The 16,414-nt window shown below is 64.5% G+C and carries 17 protein-coding genes; 12 read left to right on the forward strand and 5 right to left on the reverse strand.

From position 1 onward, the window contains the following. Positions 1-68 precede the first annotated feature (68 nt). On the reverse strand, positions 69-1,109 hold the full coding sequence (locus R3F42_04755) for a PstS family phosphate ABC transporter substrate-binding protein (protein ID MEZ5541335.1): 1,041 nt from the start codon (positions 1,107-1,109) through the stop codon (positions 69-71). A 229-nt stretch (positions 1,110-1,338) separates the two neighbouring features. Here R3F42_04755 and phoU point away from each other — a divergent pair, with 229 nt between their 5' ends. The 4 genes from phoU (at position 1,339) to R3F42_04775 (ending at position 5,351) form a co-directional block, all read left to right on the forward strand. Then, on the forward strand, positions 1,339-2,058 hold the full coding sequence (gene phoU, locus R3F42_04760; GenBank protein MEZ5541336.1) for a phosphate signaling complex protein PhoU: 720 nt from the start codon (positions 1,339-1,341) through the stop codon (positions 2,056-2,058). A gap of 37 nt (positions 2,059-2,095) precedes the next feature. Beyond that, positions 2,096-2,785, forward strand: a complete 690-nt coding sequence (phoB, locus tag R3F42_04765; protein ID MEZ5541337.1) for a phosphate regulon transcriptional regulator PhoB — start codon at positions 2,096-2,098, stop codon at positions 2,783-2,785. Further along, positions 2,786-4,105: a phosphate regulon sensor histidine kinase PhoR gene (gene phoR / locus R3F42_04770; protein ID MEZ5541338.1), complete on the forward strand. Its 1,320-nt coding sequence runs from the start codon at positions 2,786-2,788 to the stop codon at positions 4,103-4,105. Positions 4,106-4,178: 73 nt separating this feature from the next. Continuing rightward, entirely contained in the window at positions 4,179-5,351 is a 1,173-nt protein-coding gene (locus tag R3F42_04775; protein ID MEZ5541339.1) for an NnrS family protein, read from the forward strand. Here R3F42_04775 and R3F42_04780 read toward each other — a convergent pair. Together R3F42_04780 and R3F42_04785 are read right to left on the reverse strand one after the other, a co-directional pair. Beyond that, positions 5,284-5,979 carry a rhomboid family intramembrane serine protease gene (locus R3F42_04780; protein MEZ5541340.1) on the reverse strand — a complete coding sequence of 232 codons (696 nt, stop codon included), beginning with the start codon at positions 5,977-5,979 and terminating at the stop codon, positions 5,284-5,286. The two genes, R3F42_04775 and R3F42_04780, sit on opposite strands and share 68 nt — an antisense overlap. A 46-nt stretch (positions 5,980-6,025) precedes the next feature. After that, positions 6,026-6,742, reverse strand: coding sequence for a Crp/Fnr family transcriptional regulator (locus tag R3F42_04785; protein MEZ5541341.1), 717 nt, complete (start codon positions 6,740-6,742; stop codon positions 6,026-6,028). Between the two features lie 360 nt (positions 6,743-7,102). On the opposite strand from R3F42_04785, the gene R3F42_04790 reads away from it, so the two are divergent. The 7 genes from R3F42_04790 (at position 7,103) to R3F42_04820 (ending at position 15,083) form a co-directional block, all read left to right on the forward strand. Beyond that, positions 7,103-7,762 carry an ABC transporter ATP-binding protein gene (locus R3F42_04790; GenBank protein ID MEZ5541342.1) on the forward strand — a complete coding sequence of 220 codons (660 nt, stop codon included), beginning with the start codon at positions 7,103-7,105 and terminating at the stop codon, positions 7,760-7,762. A gap of 1 nt (position 7,763) precedes the next feature. Further along, positions 7,764-10,127 (forward strand): FtsX-like permease family protein, encoded by a 2,364-nt coding sequence (locus R3F42_04795; protein MEZ5541343.1) that lies wholly within the window; start codon positions 7,764-7,766, stop codon positions 10,125-10,127. Positions 10,128-10,151: 24 nt separating this feature from the next. After that, complete coding sequence (locus R3F42_04800) at positions 10,152-11,339, forward strand: HlyD family efflux transporter periplasmic adaptor subunit (GenBank protein ID MEZ5541344.1); 1,188 nt, start codon at positions 10,152-10,154, stop codon at positions 11,337-11,339. Positions 11,340-11,439: 100 nt separating this feature from the next. After that, positions 11,440-12,006 (forward strand): DUF4136 domain-containing protein, encoded by a 567-nt coding sequence (locus R3F42_04805; GenBank protein MEZ5541345.1) that lies wholly within the window; start codon positions 11,440-11,442, stop codon positions 12,004-12,006. Between the two features lie 120 nt (positions 12,007-12,126). After that, the gene (locus R3F42_04810; protein MEZ5541346.1) at positions 12,127-12,534 is read left to right on the forward strand and encodes a PilZ domain-containing protein; all 408 of its coding nucleotides are present in this window, start codon (positions 12,127-12,129) and stop codon (positions 12,532-12,534) included. Between the two features lie 189 nt (positions 12,535-12,723). Then, positions 12,724-13,695 (forward strand): LOG family protein, encoded by a 972-nt coding sequence (locus R3F42_04815; protein ID MEZ5541347.1) that lies wholly within the window; start codon positions 12,724-12,726, stop codon positions 13,693-13,695. Next, on the forward strand, positions 13,692-15,083 hold the full coding sequence (locus R3F42_04820; protein MEZ5541348.1) for an MBL fold metallo-hydrolase: 1,392 nt from the start codon (positions 13,692-13,694) through the stop codon (positions 15,081-15,083). Before R3F42_04815 ends, R3F42_04820 begins: the two co-directional genes overlap by 4 nt. A gap of 32 nt (positions 15,084-15,115) precedes the next feature. On the opposite strand, the gene R3F42_04825 is transcribed toward R3F42_04820, so the two are convergent. Beyond that, positions 15,116-15,391 (reverse strand): heavy-metal-associated domain-containing protein, encoded by a 276-nt coding sequence (locus R3F42_04825; GenBank protein ID MEZ5541349.1) that lies wholly within the window; start codon positions 15,389-15,391, stop codon positions 15,116-15,118. A gap of 180 nt (positions 15,392-15,571) precedes the next feature. Between R3F42_04825 and R3F42_04830 the strand changes: the two genes are divergently transcribed. Then, on the forward strand, positions 15,572-15,853 hold the full coding sequence (locus tag R3F42_04830) for a hypothetical protein (protein MEZ5541350.1): 282 nt from the start codon (positions 15,572-15,574) through the stop codon (positions 15,851-15,853). 9 nt (positions 15,854-15,862) lie between these two features. On the opposite strand, the gene R3F42_04835 is transcribed toward R3F42_04830, so the two are convergent. Continuing rightward, a complete protein-coding gene (locus R3F42_04835; protein MEZ5541351.1) occupies positions 15,863-16,249 on the reverse strand; it encodes a DUF6455 family protein in 387 nt (128 codons plus the stop codon). Positions 16,250-16,414 lie beyond the last annotated feature (165 nt).

Genomic DNA, 16,414 nt, shown 5'->3' on the forward strand with positions numbered 1-16,414 from the left:
GGAAAAAAAGGGTGGATGTGTTTACTGCACATCCACCCCCGGTCGTGCGCTGCGGCAGCGACCCGATTTTACATAGCGCTCAGGTTCTTGGCTGTTTGCGCCATCTGACCACGCTCTGCGTCAGGCATGGGGATCAGCCCCTTGTCGGCGAGGTAGCCGTTCTGACCCCAGGCCTTTTCGCTGGTGAACTCTGCCAGGTATTCCTCGATACCCGGGATGGAACCCACATGCGCCTTTTTGACGTACATGAACAGCGGGCGCGATACAGCGTACTCGCCGCTGGCGATGGACTCAAATTCGGGTGCCACGCCATCGACCTTCGAACCCTGGATCTTGTCGCTGTTCTGATCCAGGAAGCTGAAGCCGAAGATGCCGACCGCCTTCGGATTGGCCTCCAGTTTCTGCACGATCAGGTTGTCGTTCTCGCCGGCCTCGATGTAGGCGCCGTCCTCGCGGATGGTCTGGCAGGCTGCCTGGTAGGCGTCCTTGTCCGTCTTCTTCATGGCCTTGATCCAGTCGAAGCTGTCGCAGCCGCCTTCCATCGCCAGTTCTACGAAGGCATCGCGGGTGCCGGAAGTCGGCGGCGGGCCGAGCACCTCGATGGCGGTATCCGGCAGGGTGGGATTGACATCCTTCCAGGTCTTGTAGGGATTGGCTACCAGCTTCTCGCTGCCGTCGGTGGCAGGGACATCCTTGGCCAGGGCCAGGAACAGATCGCGCAGGGTCAGCGACAGCTGCGGGGCCTGCTTGGAGTTGGCGATGGCGATGCCGTCATAACCGATCTTGATCTCGACGATCTCGCTGACGCCGTTCTGCTTGCAGGTCTCGATCTCGGAGGTCTTGATCTTGCGCGAGGCATTGGTGATGTCCGGGGTGTCGACGCCGGCGCCCGCGCAGAACAGTTTCAGGCCGCCGCCGGAGCCGGTGGACTCGATCTTGGGGGTCTTGAACTGGGTGCTCTTGCCGAAGTGCTCCGCTACCACCGTGGCAAACGGATACACGGTGCTGGAGCCTACGATCATGATGGTATCGCGAGCGGCATATGCCGTCGAAAGACCCAGGCCCAGCAGGCCGGCGATGAGTGAGGTTTTAATGATGGGGTTGTGCATGGTATCTCCTGATATGACCCGTCACGGGATGGTAAATTTGGCGAAACTCTAGCGGTCCCATGTGACAGTATTATTACATCCGCTGAATTTCCGCTTGCTCGGCCGATAACTAGCGGAGTGAGGGGGTGTCACAAATATGTCATAATCCAGGCATACACTCTTGCTCGCGGCAGACAGTGAAGTTCCTGTTCACCCGGGCGTTTTCAGCAATCTGGCAGGTATACACACTATGAGCAATGTAGGTCTGGGTGAGCATATCCACCACCGCTATGACCGTGAGCTGGACAGCCTGCGCAACCGGGTGGTGGCGATGGGGGGGCTGGTCGAGAGTCAGGTCACCAGTGCCCTGACCGCGCTGCGCGAGCGCAACTTCGAGCTGGCCGAGTACGTCATCCGCACCGATCACCGCGTCAATGCCCAGGAAGTCTGCATCGACGAGGATTGCACCTACATCCTCGCGCGCCGCCAGCCGGCGGCCGGCGACCTGCGCATGGTGATGGCCATCATCAAGACCATCACGGATATCGAGCGCATTGGCGACGAATCCGAAAAGATCGCCCAGGTCACGATCGACATCGATTCCAGCAGCTTCGCGAATATGGACGTGCTCATGCCGCAGATCGATCAACTCGGGCAGATGGTCGTCGGGATGTTGCGCGAGGCGCTGGATGCCTTCGTCCGCATGGACCTGGGCGCGGCCGTGAAGGCGGCCCAGAGGGACAAGGAGGTGGACCAGCGCTACTTCGAGCTGCTGTCCGAGATCATCGATCACATGAAGACCGTGCCCGCGGATATCGAGATGTTCCAGGCCCTGATCTGGGTAATCCGGGCGCTGGAACGCATCGGCGATCATGCCAAGAACATTTGTGAATACGTCGTTTACCTGGTGAGAGGCAAGGATGTACGGCATACGACCATCGATGAGCTCGAGCAGCAAATCGGATTATGAGCCGCTGCGCGAGACGACTGCCGAAGGCGATGTTGGGATGTCGACGATCCTGATTGTGGAGGACGAGGCCGATCTGCGTGAGATGCTGGCCGAAACACTCGAACAATCGGGATACACGATCCACAGCGCCGGCACCGTCAGCGAGGCGCGCAAACTGCTGGAGCAGCACATGCCCGACCTGGTGCTGCTCGACTGGATGTTGCCGGATACCACCGGCCTAAACTGGCTGCGCCAGATCCGCCGCATCGACCGTTTCCGGGCGCTGCCCGTCATCATGCTGACCGCCCGCGGCGAGGTCGGTGACCGTGTGGCCGGCCTGGACAGCGGGGCGGACGACTACATCGTCAAGCCGTTCTCGCTCAAGGAGCTGCAGGCCCGCATACGTTCCCAGCTACGCAATACGCAACCACCCGCGGATCACGAACGGCTCGAACTGGGCGGTCTGACACTCGATACCAGTACCCACCGGGTGCTGGCCGACACCACGGAAGTCAACCTGGGCCCCACCGAATTCCGCCTGCTGAAACACTTCATGTCGAACTCCGACCGGGTGTATTCGCGCAGCCAGCTGCTCGACAGCGTGTGGGGGCACCAGGTCTTCATCGAGGAGCGTACCGTGGACGTGCATATCCGCCGTCTGCGCAAGGCACTGGAGCCGGTGGGCAAGGCCGGCCTGATTCAGACCGTACGCGGTGCGGGTTACCGGTTCAGCCTGCGGGGTTCCTGATTGTACCAGCCTGTTTCGCTATACCGGGAGCTGCTGGCGCTCGGATTGCTGTTGCTGGCTGGCTGGTCCCTCTGTGAACTGACCGATATCAGCAAGTGGCTGTTGGCGGTCATTCTCCTCGGCTACATGGTCTGGCATCTATACCACCTGTGGCGGCTGGTGCGCTGGCTCGAAGACAGCGCCAACCAGTTACCCCCTGCCGCGCGCGGGGTGTGGGGATACGTCTATTACCGTCTCGAAGTAAAGCGTCGCAAGGCGGCCAAGCGCAAGAAGCAGATTGGCAAGCTGCTCAAGCAGTTCCAGGCCTCGACCCAGGCCCTGCCGGATGCCACGGTCGTGCTCGACAAGAACTTCCGCATTCAGTGGCTGAATGACGCCACCACGAACATCCTCGGGATCCAACGTTCCGACACCGGGCAGCCGGTGTCAAACCTGCTCAGGGATCCCAAGTTTATGGAATACCTGCAGCAAGGCCGATTCGATAACACGCTCAATCTCGAGTCGCCGCGCGACAAGCGCATGCGCATTTTCATCCGGATCGTGCCGTTCGAGCGCAAGCAGTTCCTGCTGCTGGCGCGCGACGTGACCCAGCAGCACCTGCTGGAGAATATGCGCCGCGATTTCGTTTCCAATGCCTCGCATGAATTGCGCACCCCGTTGGCGGTCCTGCAGGGTTCGCTCGAGCAGCTGGAAAGCGAGGTGGACAGCAATCCTGTACTGGCCCGTCCTGTGGCACGGATGAAACGCCAGAGCGAGCGCATGATGCGTATCCTGCAGGATCTGCTCACGCTGGCCCGCCTCGAGAGCCGCAGGCAGCCCGAGGGCAAGCATGCGGTCAACCTCTCCAGTCTGGTCGGCGAGGTGGTGGAGGAGGCGCGCCTGGCGACCAAGTTGCAAGGCGGACACGATGTCCGGGCCGACATCGCACCGGATATTGGCCTTGTCGGCAACCCGCAGGATCTGCATGCGGCCGTCTCCAACCTGGTCATGAACGCCGTGCGCTACACACCGCCCGGCGGCGTGATCAGTGTTACGCTCGCTCCGGTTGATAACGGCGTGCGCTTCGAGGTCGTCGATACCGGGGTAGGGATCTCACCCCAGCACCTGCAGCGCCTGACCGAGCGTTTCTACCGGGTGGACGTGGGACGCTCGCGCGAATCGGGCGGTACCGGGCTCGGCCTGTCCATCGTCAAGCACATCCTGGAGCAATACGGCACCCAGCTGGACATCGCCAGCACCCCGGGTGCCGGTTCGCGCTTCGGCTTCACCCTGGGCCGCAAGCACCTGTGCGAACTCGGTCCGCAGGCATGCAATGCCTGATATGATGACGCGGTCGCAGCCCAGCGCTGTCTGATTACACCGGTGGCCGGACGCCGGCGCCGGGAGGACTGCCATGTCTGCTGGTTGCGCACTCTTCAACCTGGGATTCCGGCCGTTTTTCCTGCTTGCCTGCCTGTATGGGCTGGCGGCGGTACTCGCCTGGCTGGGGTTCTATACGCTGGGCTGGCCGTGGCCGCGTGCGGATATCAGTGCACTCGACTGGCACGCCCACGAGATGGTCTTCGGGTACACCCTGGCCGTGATTGCCGGCTTTCTGCTGACCGCAGTCCGCAACTGGACCGGGGTGCAGACCCTGCGCGGCGTACCGCTGCTGCTGCTGTGTCTCGCCTGGCTGGCCGCGCGCTGCGTGCCGCTCGCGGGGGGCGGACTGCCACTGCACTGGGCGATGCTGGCCGATGTCCTGTTCGATCTGGGACTGGTCACGGCTGTGGCCTGGCCGGTGTTCCGGGTCCGGCAGTGGCGGCAGCTGGGCATCCTGTCCAAGTTGCTGCTGCTGGCTTGCGCCAATCTGCTCTCCTACGCGGGCCTGCTCGGGATGTATCCCGGCGCCACCCGGGCCGGACTGTATTCGGGTGTGTACCTGGTGATGGCGCTGATCTTCGTGATGGCACGCCGGGTGCTGCCGTTTTTCATCGAGCGCGCGCTGGACCGACCGGTCCAGGTCAGCAACCGCCGCTGGCTGGATCGTAGCAGCCTCGTCCTGTTCCTGGTGTTCTGGCTGGTCGATGTCCTGTGGCCGGAGCAACCTGCCGTGGCCGGGCTTGCGGCCGTGTTGTGCCTGTTGCATGCCTTGCGGCTCGCCGGCTGGTATGCCCGGGGCCTGCTCGCCCGGCCGCTGCTGGCGGTGCTCTGGCTGGGCTATGCCTGGCTCGTCATCGGGTTCGCGCTGCGCGCCCTGGCGCCGCTGACCGGCATCGCGCCGACCCTGGCCCTGCATGCCTATACCTACGGCGGCATCGGCCTGTTCACGCTGGGAATGATGGTGCGCGTGACGCTCGGACACACCGGACGCAGCGTGCAGCGGCCGCCTGCGCTGTTCGCGCCGGCCCTGTACATCCTGCTGGCCGGTGCCGTGCTGCGTGTGCTGCTGCCACTCGTGGCCGCAGCGCACTACCCGTGGTGGATCGGGCTGTCGCAGCTGTGCTGGCTGGCGGCGTTCAGTCTGGTGCTGGCCTGTTGTCTGCCGCTGTGGCTGCGGCCGCGTGTCGACGGTCAGCCGGGTTGACGGGTCTGTCGCCGGGCTCGACCGGCAACGTCGTGTCGTTCTCCGCGTCCTCCCAGTCGTAGTGGCGCCCCGGTGGCCGCGGATCGCGGTGGGCGAACAGCAGTGCGGCCAGCACGCCGGCCGCGGCACCGAAGAAATGGCTCTCGTAAGAGATGTCGGGTTGCTGCGGGAAGATGGTCCAGATCATGCCGCCGTAGAGCAGGAACACGATCAGCGCCAGTGCGATCGACGGCCGGTCCCGCCGCAGGATGCCGCTGGTGAAGATGTAGAACATGATGCCGTGGGTGAGGCCACTCGCGCCGAAATGCCAGCTGGCGCGGGCGAACAGCCAGACACACAGGTTCGAGCCGAGCCAGATCAGCGCCAGCGCCGCGCGCGCCGAACGCGGATAGCCGTACAGCAGGGTCGTCAGCAGTACCAGCAGCGCGAAGCTGTTGGAGATCAGATGGCCCCAGGAGCCGTGGATCAGCGGCGCGAACAGGATGCCGGGCAGGCCGATCAGGGCACGCGGGTAGATCCCGAGCCGGTACAACCGCAGATCGAGGCCCTGGTCGAGCAGGGCGAGCAGCCAGAGCAGGCCGATGACGGCCAGCGCGCCCGCCGCGCTGTACCTGAAATTGTGCTGCATTTCCGTTCAGGCGGCGCCGGGGGCAGAGTGCCGGCAAGGTGTGATCCTAGCGGAGCAGGGCTTCCAGCTCGTCATGGTTGCCCCGGTAATGACCGGGAGCGACCTTTTCCAGTACACCCTGCCGTTTCAGGTCCGCGATGTTGCGGCTGACGGTTTCCGGCGAGGTGCCGATGATCGCCGCCATGTCATTGCCGCCGAGCATCGGAAACACGCCACTCTGGCTGGCTGAATGCCGCAGCATGAACAGCAGCAGATTGGCGATGCGCTTCTTGGCCGGCCCGGTGGCGAGGTTCACGATCCACTCATCCGCGCGGTCGAGCTGGTCCTGCAGCCGCTGGCGGATCTGGTCGCACAGCGCGGGGAAGCGGGTGTTGAGCTGCTCGATGGTGTGTACCGGAATCCGGCAGATGTCGCTGTCGCCGGCGGCGATCGCGGTGTGGCGGTAGGTACTGCCGGCATCGAGCAGCTCCAGGCCGATGGCGGCCTTGGGCCCCACCAACCGGACGATGCGCTGTTCGCCCTGCTCGTTGATCGACAGCAGCTTGATCAGTCCCTTGCGCACCGTGAAGACCGCGCCATCGTCGTCGCCCTCCTGGTAGAGGGTTTTGCCGGCCGGGAAGATGAAGTGATCGACGGGTTCCAGGTCGTCGGTGAACGCCGTGGTCGGCAGCCCGGAAAACAGCATGAGGTCGCGGATGCCGCAGCGGGCGCAATCGGCGCGCCCCACCCAGTTTGCATCGGTGCAATAGCTGCGTTTCTGCATGTAATTTCCCGTGCCCGGACGGTTATGTCTGCGTTCTGTATCTGATAGTCGCATGTAATTCTGACCGATATCAATAACATGGTCGGCACCGGCGGGCCGTTGGCCGGACCCTGGCCGGCTATTCTGCGCCATTGGCCGCTGTTGAGTCCATTTTAGGGCCTTCCGGCGGGAAATGCCCGCCTAACCGGCGCCGACAGGCCGCGCCGGCGGGAGCTGAGCTGCATCAATTTCGGTGCTGCGGCGGTTGACTGGGGGCCATACCTGGATAAGAGTCGGCGGATGAACGTCGGGAACGAGCCTGGTGCCGGCACGACCGCCGAGAGCGTGTTCCGGGTGCGCCGCCTCACCAAGGTCTACCACATGGGCGAGGTCGAGGTGCACGCCCTGCGCGGCGTCGACCTCGATCTTTTCGCCGGCGAGCTGATGGTGCTGCTCGGTCCCTCCGGCAGCGGCAAGTCCACGCTGCTGAACATCCTCGGCGGGCTCGATACGGCCACGGCTGGCGAGGTGTTCTATCGCGATCAGGATCTTACCCATGCCGATGAGCGGCGCCTGACCGAGTACCGCCGTTATCACGTGGGATTCGTGTTCCAGTTCTACAATCTGATGCCGAGCCTTACGGCGCGGGAGAACGTGGCAGCGGTCACCGAGATCGTGCCGCACCCGATGACGCCCGAGGATGCGCTCGCACTGGTCAAGCTGCAGCATCGCATGGATCATTTCCCGGCCCAGCTCTCCGGCGGCGAACAGCAGCGCATCGCCATCGCGCGCGCTATCGCCAAGAATCCCGCCGTCCTGCTGTGCGACGAGCCCACCGGCGCGCTCGATTCGGAGACCGGCGTCCTGGTGCTGGAGGCGCTGGAGCGTGCGAACCGTGAACTCGGCACCACCACGGCACTGATCACGCACAACGCCGGGATCGCCGAGATGGCCGATCGGGTCGTACATATCATGGATGGCCGTATCAGCGCCGTGGAGCGCAATGCGACGCGCAGGTCGGCAGCCGGGCTGAGCTGGTAGCGTGCGCGCTCTGAACCGCAAGTTGTGGCGCGACCTGTGGGGAATGCGCGGCATGGTACTGGCGATCGCGCTGGTGCAGATCGGCGGGGTTGCGACCTTCGTCATGTCGCTGTCGACCTACGACACGCTGCTGATCGCGCGTGACGGGTACTATCGCGAGGAGCGTTTCGCGGATGTGTTCGCGACGCTGAAGCGGGCACCCGCAGCGGTCAGCGGCCGCCTGCAGGACATACCCGGGGTGGAACGCGTGCAGACCCGCGTGGTCGCCGCCGCACGCCTGGCGGTGCCGGGTTTCGGGGACCCGGTGGTCGGTACCCTGGTGTCGGTGCCCGAAGGGCGCGAGCCGGAACTCAATGGCCTGCATCTGCGTCGCGGCCGCCTGGTAGAGGCAGGCAGGGACGACGAGGTGCTGGTCAACGATTCCTTTGCTGAGGCGCATGGCATCGGGCCGGGCGACGTCCTGACGGCGACCATCAACGGCCGGCGCAAGCAGCTGACCATCGTCGGCATAGCCATGTCACCCGAGTACATGTATGCGATTGCGCCGGGTGCGGTGTTTCCCGATTTCGAGCGCTATGGCATCTTGTGGATGGGGCGCACCGCGCTGGCGGCCGCGTACAACATGGAAGGGGCCTTCAACGACGCCAGTTTCAGGCTGACGGCGGGAACCCCTGCCGCTGATGTCATCGAGCGCATCGATCGCGTGCTGGCGCGCTACGGCGGTCAGGGCGCCTTTGGCCGCGGCGACCAGACCTCGCATCGCTTTCTCTCCGAGGAACTGAAGGGGCTGGAGACCATGGCGGCGGTGTTTCCGGTGATCTTCATGGGTGTGGCCGCGTTTCTGCTTAACGTGGTCATCACCCGGCTGGTAACGACACAGCGCAACCAGATCGCGATTCTCAAGGCCTTCGGCTACAGCAACCTGGCCGTGGGCATGCATTACGCGGCGCTGGTGGTATTGATCATCCTGCTGGGACTGGCCGGTGGTGTCGCTGTCGGTATCTGGATGGGGCGCGGGCTGAGTTCGCTGTATATGGAATTCTACCGCTTCCCGTTTACCGAGTATCACCTGCATGGCTACATCGTCGGGATGGCGGCACTGGTGAGTCTTGCCGCCGGGATGTCCGGCACGGTGCTGGCGGTATATCGGGCCGTGCGGCTGCCGCCGGCGGAGGCCATGCGACCGGAGACGCCGACCGTTTACCGCCGTACGCTCGTTGAGCGGCTGGGCCTGCAGCACCTGCTGTCGCAGCCGACGCGCATGATCGCACGTCATATCGAGCGTCGGCCGTTCAAGACGCTGCTGTCCGTTGGCGGTATTGCCGCCGCCTGCGGCATCGTCATGGTGGCGAATTTCCAGCGCGATGCCGTGACCTACATGGTGGACGTGCAGTACGCCATGAGCCAGACCCAGGACCTCCTGGTGACCTTGACCGAGCCGAGCTCGCAGCACGCGCTGTACTCGCTCACCGGCATCGAGGGCGTGCAGTACGCGGAGGGCATGCGGGTGGTGCCGGCGCGACTGCGTCACGGTCAGCGCAGTTACCGGGGCAGCGTCCAGGGGATGGAGCCGGACGGGAAGCTGCGCCGGATTCTCGATGCCGACCTGCGGCGCGTCGCGCTGCCGGCGGCGGGCGTGGTGCTGACCGACTTCCTCGCCGAACTGCTGGCGATACAGATCGGCGACCTGCTGACGGTTGAGGTGCTGGAAGGCGGCCGGCCGGTATTCGAGGTGCCGGTTGCCGGGCTGACCAGCGAATACCTTGGCGTTGCGGCGTATATGCAGCGGTCGACGCTGAACCGCCTGTTGCAGGAGGGCAACGCGATCAACGCCGTCTTTCTGGATATCGATGAACTGCACAGCGCCCGCATCTACCGCGTGCTCGACGCCATGCCGCGCGTGGCCGGCCTGGTCGTGCGCGAAAACGCGATCCGCAGTTTTCATAAAACGATGGAGGAGACCATCCTGTTCTTCTCCTTCGTCGCGGCCGTGCTGGGTGGCGCCATCGCCTTCGGGGTGGTCTATAACAGTGCGCGCATCGCGCTGTCGGAACGCGACCGCGAACTGGCCAGTCTGCGGGTGCTCGGTTTCACCCGTGGCGAGGTCGCCTATATCCTGCTCGGCGAACTGACCCTGGCCACCCTGCTGGCCCTGCCGCTCGGCTATCTCTTCGGCCGCGCGCTGTGTGCCTACCTGTCGAGCGCGTTCCGTTCGGATCTGTACCGTGTCCCGCTGGTACTGGAGGCGGACACGTTTGCCTTCGCCGCCAGCGTGGTGCTGGGCTCGGCGCTCGTGTCCGGGCTGCTGCTTTGGCGTAAACTCAACCGTCTGGACCTGATCGGTGTGCTGAAGACACGCGAGTGAACGGGCTGCTGTCATATGGTCTTAGTGACGAGAACAACCGGGTTTATCCTGCTGGCCGTAGCCATCGCCGCTGCGCTGGCGTGGGGTTTCTGGCCTGCGCCGCTGCTGGTCGAGCGTGCGAGCGTGCAGCGGGCGCCGCTGACCGTGACCGTCGAGGAAGAGGGCATGACGCGGGTCAAGGATCGCTTCGTGATGTCTGCGCCGGTGGCAGGCTACCTGCAGCGCATCGGCCTCAAGGTCGGCGACGCGGTGCAACAGGGTCAAACCGTCGCGGTCCTGGAGCCGCTGCGCCCGGACGTGCTCGACGTGCGCAGCCGCGCGCTGGCCGACGCCAAGGTGGCAGCCGCGCGCGCCAGCGTCGACGCTGCCCGGCAGCAGGCTGCCGCGGCGCGTGCCGAGGCCGAGTTCGCGCGCAGTGACCATGCCCGCAAGCAGCAGCTGCAGGCGCAGGCGCTGGTTTCACGCGAGGAACTGGACCAGGCCGAGACCCGCTCGCGCCAGGCCGCGGCGGCGCTGCGTTCCGCGGAATTCGCAGTCGAGGTCGCGCGCTACGAACTCGAGGCGGCGGAGACCGCGCTGCGCTACACGGTCTCCGACACGGCGGCCGATGCGCACGAGGCGGTGGCGATCAAGGCCCCGGTCGACAGCCGGGTGCTCGCAGTCCATCACGAAAGCGAGGGCGTGGTCGCGACCGGTGAGCCGCTCATGGAGATCGGCGATCCGGCGGCCCTGGAGGTGGCGGTAGACGTGCTGTCGGCGGACGCGGTGCGCATCCGCACGGGCACACGGGTGGAGCTCCTGCGCTGGGGCGGCCCGGCGCCGCTGGTTGCCGTGGTCCGTACGGTCGAGCCCACGGGTTTCACCAAGATCTCCGCGCTCGGGGTCGAGGAGCAGCGGGTCTGGGTGATTGCAGATCTGGGTTCCCCGCGCACCGAGTGGGCGCAGCTCGGTGACGGCTACCGGGTCGAGGCGACGTTCCAGCTCTGGCAGGAGCAGGACGTATTGCAGCTCCCGGCCAGCGCGCTGTTCCGGGTCGGCGCGGACTGGTCGGTGTATGTGATAGATCACGGCAGGGCCCGCCTGCGTAAGGTCGATACCGGGCGCAGCAACGGTCTGGCGACCCAGATCCTGGCAGGGCTGGAGGCAGGAGCAGCGGTTATCCTGCATCCCGACGACCGGATCGGGGACGGTGTACGCGTTAAGGCAGAGTAGGAAATGCGGGCTGCCGTGATGCCTGCGCGTGTGGGCGCCGCAGCAGGCGGTCATGGCCAGGGTGTTTCAACATTCGACATTTCGTGAACAGGAGGCTGGCATGTGGTTGACACGCTTGCTGCAAATGACCGCCGGTGCCGTCATGGCAGCCCTGCTGGGCGCCTGCGCCACGACCACGAATGTGGATTATCGTTCGGATTACGATTTCTCGACACTGCATTCGTTCCGGCTCGTGCCGCCGGCTACGCCGGGCAGCAGTGATACCCGCATCAACAGTCCGCTGGTCGAGGCACGGATTGCACACGCCATCCGTGATCACCTGGCGGCGCAGGGATACACCGTCACCGACGGTGACGCGGACGCGAATCTGACCTGGCAGCTGACTACGCACGCCGGACTGGAATCCGCCGATACCGGTTTCTCGGTCGGGATCGGAACCTTCAGCCGGCACTCGATGCTCGGTTTCGGCTACGGCTTTCCCGGTTATGACGTGAACAGCTACGATGAAGGCGTGTTGACCATAGACATGCTGCGCACGGGCGATGACACCCTGCTCTGGCGCGGTTCGGACAGCCGGCGCCTGGCTGACGGCGCCACGCCGGACAGCCTGACCGACATGATCAACGACCTGGTGGACCGGATTCTGCGCAAGTTCCCGCCACACTGATTGGAGTTCGTCCGCGCGCAGAGCGGCAGGCGCAGGCCGAGCGGTTCAGCTTGTGAGATTGGAAGTCGATAGAGGCTGTGCCGGCATCGTGGAAGGTGGCCGGCGCGACAGGGGGGTGGCATGACGGAGTCCCGTGACGGTTCAGGCGGCCGTGCCGAGCGGCGCGCTGCCCGGCGGCTGCCGGGCGGGCTTGCGGCGACCCTGCATGTCGGCAGCGCCGAGGTGAAGGGCCGTATTGCCGACCTGTCGCGTACCGGTGCCTGTATCGAGGGTGACCGCACCCTGGCTGAGCTGCTGCTTGCCTCGCAGCGACGCAGGGGCGCAGACGGACAGCCCGGGACGGTGCAGGTGTGTTTCACCATACCTGCGGACAGCGCTAGCGACGTGGCGGTAATGGTGCAGGCCAGGGCCGTCTATGTCGTCCACGTGCACGACGATATCTATCACTGCGGTCTGGAATTCCGGCTGTTCCTCAAGGGCGAAGCGGGAGTCACCGCGCATCTGCACCACTGTGGCCTGCCCGACTGACCCGGCCGGATTAATCCGTAGTCACATGGTTGGGCAGCAGCGACCGCCCGGGCGACTGCGCTGCGTTGATGCATGTCAACCACAGGCAACCCGGATGGGGTATGCTGACAGCGGCTTCCGGTGATCACGGCGGACCCGGACCGGCGACGCGGCCGGGTCACACAGCTTGCGGTGGATACAGGACCAGAAATGAGTGATTCGAACAAGCGCGTACCGGATATACCGTTACCGCCCGATCCGCATTACCGGCGCGAGCCCCTGCCGGAATGCCATCCCAAGACCGGCGAGGAGGATCCGCATGCACCGGAGCGTATCCGGGCGCTGCTCGCGTCGCCAAGCTACCGGCGCGCGGACCAGGATGTGGATTTCCTCGAACGGGATGAGGCGCGCGGGCTGCGTCTGCACCTGGATTACCTGAAGCCGGAACTCCTGCTGGCCGAGCATGCGATACGGTATACGGTTGTGGTTTTTGGCAGTACCCGCATTCCCGAGCCTGCCGCGGCGCGGCGTCGGGTCGAGCGGCTGGAGCAGGCGCTCGCTGCGCGACCACATGATCCGGAGCTGCGCCAGCGGCTGAAAGTCGCCCAGCGTGTCTTGGACAACAGCCGTTACTACGATCTCGCGCGCGAATTCGGCAACCTGGTTGCGCGCTCCGGCGCGCAACAGAACGGCAACGGTCTGGTGGTCATGACCGGGGGTGGGCCGGGTATCATGGAGGCGGCGTGCCGGGGCGCGTTCGAGCAGGGCGCCAAGACCGTGGGTCTGAACATCGATTTGCCGCACGAGCAGTACCCGAACCCCTATATCACCCCCGAACTGTGCTTCCGTTTCCGTTACTTTGCCCTGCGCAAGCTGCATTTCATGCGCCGTGCCTGCGCCCTGGTGGCCTTTCCGGGCGGTTTTGGCACGCTGGACGAACTGTTCGAGGCGCTGACGCTGATCCAGACCCGCACCATCCGGCCGCTGCCGGTGGTGCTGGTCGGTCGCGATTACTGGCAGCGCGTGGTCGATTTCGAGTTCCTGACTGATGAAGGGGTCATCGACGGCGAGGACCGCGACATCTTCTGGTTCGCGGAGACCGCAGAGGAGGCCTGGCAGGGCATCACCGACTGGTACGAACGTTGCGGCGAACCGCTGCTGCCGCCGGAGACGGACAAATGAAGCTCTCATTCCACGGCGCCGCACAGGGCGTGACGGGTTCCTGCCATCTGCTGCAATGCGCCGGTAAAAGCATCCTGGTGGACTGCGGGCTGTATCAGGGCAGCCGGGAGCTGGTCGAGGAAAACGCCAACGACTTCGGCTTCGATCCGGCGGAGGTGGATTACCTGCTGCTCACCCACGCCCATCTCGACCACTGTGGCCGCATCCCGCTGCTGGTGAACCGCGGCTTCCGCGGCGAGATCATCACCACGGCCGCCAGCCGCGAACTGGCCCGTCTGGTGATGATGGACGCGGCGGGCCTGCAGGAGGAAGAGGCGCGTTACCGCAATCGCCGGGCGCACCGCCGCGGCAGGCGGGGCGAGGAGACCGTCCCGCTCTACACCGTGCTGGATGCGCTCAACGCGCTGGAGAATTTCGGCCGGACGGCGGTGTACGGACAGACACTGCAGCTAACGCCGGAGCTACGGGCAACGTTCATCGACGCGGGCCATATCCTCGGTTCCGCCTGCATCCTCCTGGAAGCGGATGAGCACGGCCACCGGCGCCGGATCCTGTTTTCCGGCGATCTGGGGATGCAGGGGCGACCGATTCTGCGCGACCCGGCACAGCCGCCGCCGGCCGATGTCGTGGTCATGGAAACGACCTACGGCGACCGTCCGCACAAGGAGCTGGAGCCGTCCGTGGCGGAGCTGTACGACGCCATCAACACCACTACGCGGCGCGGTGGCAATGTCGTGATACCGACGTTTGCGCTGGAGCGAGCCCAGGAGATCCTGTATTACCTGCACGCCGGCAAGGAGCAGGGCAAGCTCCCGGAATTCCTGCAGGTGTTTCTCGATTCACCGATGGCGATCTCGGCGACGCAGATCTTCCGCCGCCACCCGGAATGTTACGACAGCCAGACCAGCGCTCTCTTCAGCAGCGGCGGGGACCCGTTCGATTTTACCGGTCTGCATTTCACCCGCGAGACGGCCGAATCGATGGCGATCAACCAGATCAACGGCGGAGCCGTGATCATGGCCGGATCCGGTATGTGTACCGGCGGGCGTGTGCGCCATCACCTCAAGCACAATCTCGGGCGCGAGCGCAGCAGCATCGTATTCGTGGGCTATGCCGCGCGTGGCACGCTGGCACGGCAGATTATCGATGGCGCGGCGAACGTGACAATCTTCGGCGAGGATTATGCCGTGCGTGCGGAGATCTTCACCATCGGCGGCTTCTCCGCCCATGCCGGGCAGCAGGAGCTGCTGAGATGGCATCGCGCAACCGGCAACCCGGATGTGACCTTTCTGGTGCACGGGGAAAAGGACAGCATGTCGGCATTCGGCCGCTTGCTTGGCGCTGCACGGGTAGAAACACCCGAATTACATCAGTCATTCGAGCTCTAGCGTCCCCATCACACGGGATCGTGGTGCATGATTCAGGAACCCATCCGTCCGATGGCGCAGCTGACGAAGGATTTCGCCTTCGCCTTCGCCGCCTTGATACCCTCGACCGAACCCTGCTCCGGATAGCCGCTGGCCAGCAGCGTCTCGACAAGACTGGCACGACTTTCCGCGGGGGCTTCCAGGGTGATGCGGCCGTGTTCGATATCGACCTGGACAGCGCTGACGCCGGGTAGTGCGCCCAGCTTGGTCTTGATGGTATTGGCACAGCCGCCGCACTTGATGTTCTCGACTTCGATAATGTGCTGCATGTTCATCTCCCGTACATTAGTCTGTTGAACAAAGAGTCTATCCTGACGGCCTTGATTTGTAAGCCCGTGAGCATGGCGGTGTGATCGCCGATGCTGGCCGTAACCAAAGATTCATCTGGCTGTAACCTCGTTGCAGGCTGCCGCTGCCAGAGTGCAGCGGGCTGGACAAAGGAGGTGATCATGCTGAGCCATATCCTGGGGCAGGCGTATGAATTCGAGCGTATTCATGGTGTTGCGCCAAACGTGGTGTACATCAATCCGCTGCACTTCCAGGCGCTGTACCGGGAGTTTCCCGGCCTGTTCGAGCCCGCTCAGACGATCAGGCTGGGGTTTCGCGTGGTCATCATCCCGGCAAGCAGGCTGGCCCATCCGGAGGTGTCGCGGCTGGGCCCCGAGGCAGCGCCGGCGCTGCAGGACCCTTCCCATCGGGCCGAGCGCGCCAGTTTGCCCGGTGTCGCCTGAGCCAGGGCGTCAGCCGCCGGTAGGCTTGCCCGTTGCACGTGCCCGGGCGATCTGCTGGAGTGACTCCTCGTTATTGCAGAAGCCGATGTCGTCGTCGGTCAGCTTGCCGCCGGCCAGTCTTTCGTCGCATTCACCGACATTCTCACAGGCGCCGCAGCGCTGCATGTGAGTATGGATATCGACCACCCGTTCGGTGCTGAGGTATTCGTCAATATCGATCCCCAACGCGGTCAGCATCTTCGACAGGCGGAAATTCTCGAGTTGCCGTGCCAACGCCTTGCGGTAGCGTATGCCGGCCTTGAAGTTGAAGACGATCGCGGCCATGAGCAGGAAGGTGAATAGCGCGAGCGCCAGCAGCAGCAATGCAGCCGATATCAGACTGACAGCCGAGGTCATAGCCTATACTCCCCTGTGTTACCCGTCCTGGCCGTGTTCGCCCTATGCTGCGGCGAACCTGCTGCCGTTGACACTGTCGGCACCAAACCATCCCTAGTTTAAAGCGGGTCGGACGGCAGTCCTTGACCCAAATCAAGCTTGTCGCTGTGGTGCCTGTCCCGTGCT

The sequence above is a fragment of the Pseudomonadota bacterium genome, assembly GCA_041395565.1.
Taxonomy (GTDB): Bacteria; Pseudomonadota; Gammaproteobacteria; order UBA9214; family UBA9214; genus UBA9214.

Excerpts from the sequence above, each read along its gene's own strand:
- phoB (MEZ5541337.1), top strand. The coding sequence starts at position 2,096 with ATGTCGACGATCCTGATTGTGGAGGACGAGGCCGATCTGCGTGAGATG.
- R3F42_04815 (MEZ5541347.1), top strand. The coding sequence starts at position 12,724 with ATGAGTGATTCGAACAAGCGCGTACCGGATATACCGTTACCGCCCGAT.
- R3F42_04785 (MEZ5541341.1), bottom strand. The coding sequence starts at position 6,742 with ATGCAGAAACGCAGCTATTGCACCGATGCAAACTGGGTGGGGCGCGCC.
- R3F42_04835 (MEZ5541351.1), bottom strand. The coding sequence starts at position 16,249 with ATGACCTCGGCTGTCAGTCTGATATCGGCTGCATTGCTGCTGCTGGCG.
- R3F42_04820 (MEZ5541348.1), top strand. The coding sequence starts at position 13,692 with ATGAAGCTCTCATTCCACGGCGCCGCACAGGGCGTGACGGGTTCCTGC.
- R3F42_04810 (MEZ5541346.1), top strand. The coding sequence starts at position 12,127 with ATGACGGAGTCCCGTGACGGTTCAGGCGGCCGTGCCGAGCGGCGCGCT.
- R3F42_04790 (MEZ5541342.1), top strand. The coding sequence starts at position 7,103 with ATGGGCGAGGTCGAGGTGCACGCCCTGCGCGGCGTCGACCTCGATCTT.
- R3F42_04830 (MEZ5541350.1), top strand. The coding sequence starts at position 15,572 with ATGCTGAGCCATATCCTGGGGCAGGCGTATGAATTCGAGCGTATTCAT.
- R3F42_04780 (MEZ5541340.1), bottom strand. The coding sequence starts at position 5,979 with ATGCAGCACAATTTCAGGTACAGCGCGGCGGGCGCGCTGGCCGTCATC.
- R3F42_04755 (MEZ5541335.1), bottom strand. The coding sequence starts at position 1,109 with ATGCACAACCCCATCATTAAAACCTCACTCATCGCCGGCCTGCTGGGC.
- R3F42_04775 (MEZ5541339.1), top strand. The coding sequence starts at position 4,179 with ATGTCTGCTGGTTGCGCACTCTTCAACCTGGGATTCCGGCCGTTTTTC.
- phoU (MEZ5541336.1), top strand. The coding sequence starts at position 1,339 with ATGAGCAATGTAGGTCTGGGTGAGCATATCCACCACCGCTATGACCGT.
- R3F42_04805 (MEZ5541345.1), top strand. The coding sequence starts at position 11,440 with ATGTGGTTGACACGCTTGCTGCAAATGACCGCCGGTGCCGTCATGGCA.
- R3F42_04825 (MEZ5541349.1), bottom strand. The coding sequence starts at position 15,391 with ATGCAGCACATTATCGAAGTCGAGAACATCAAGTGCGGCGGCTGTGCC.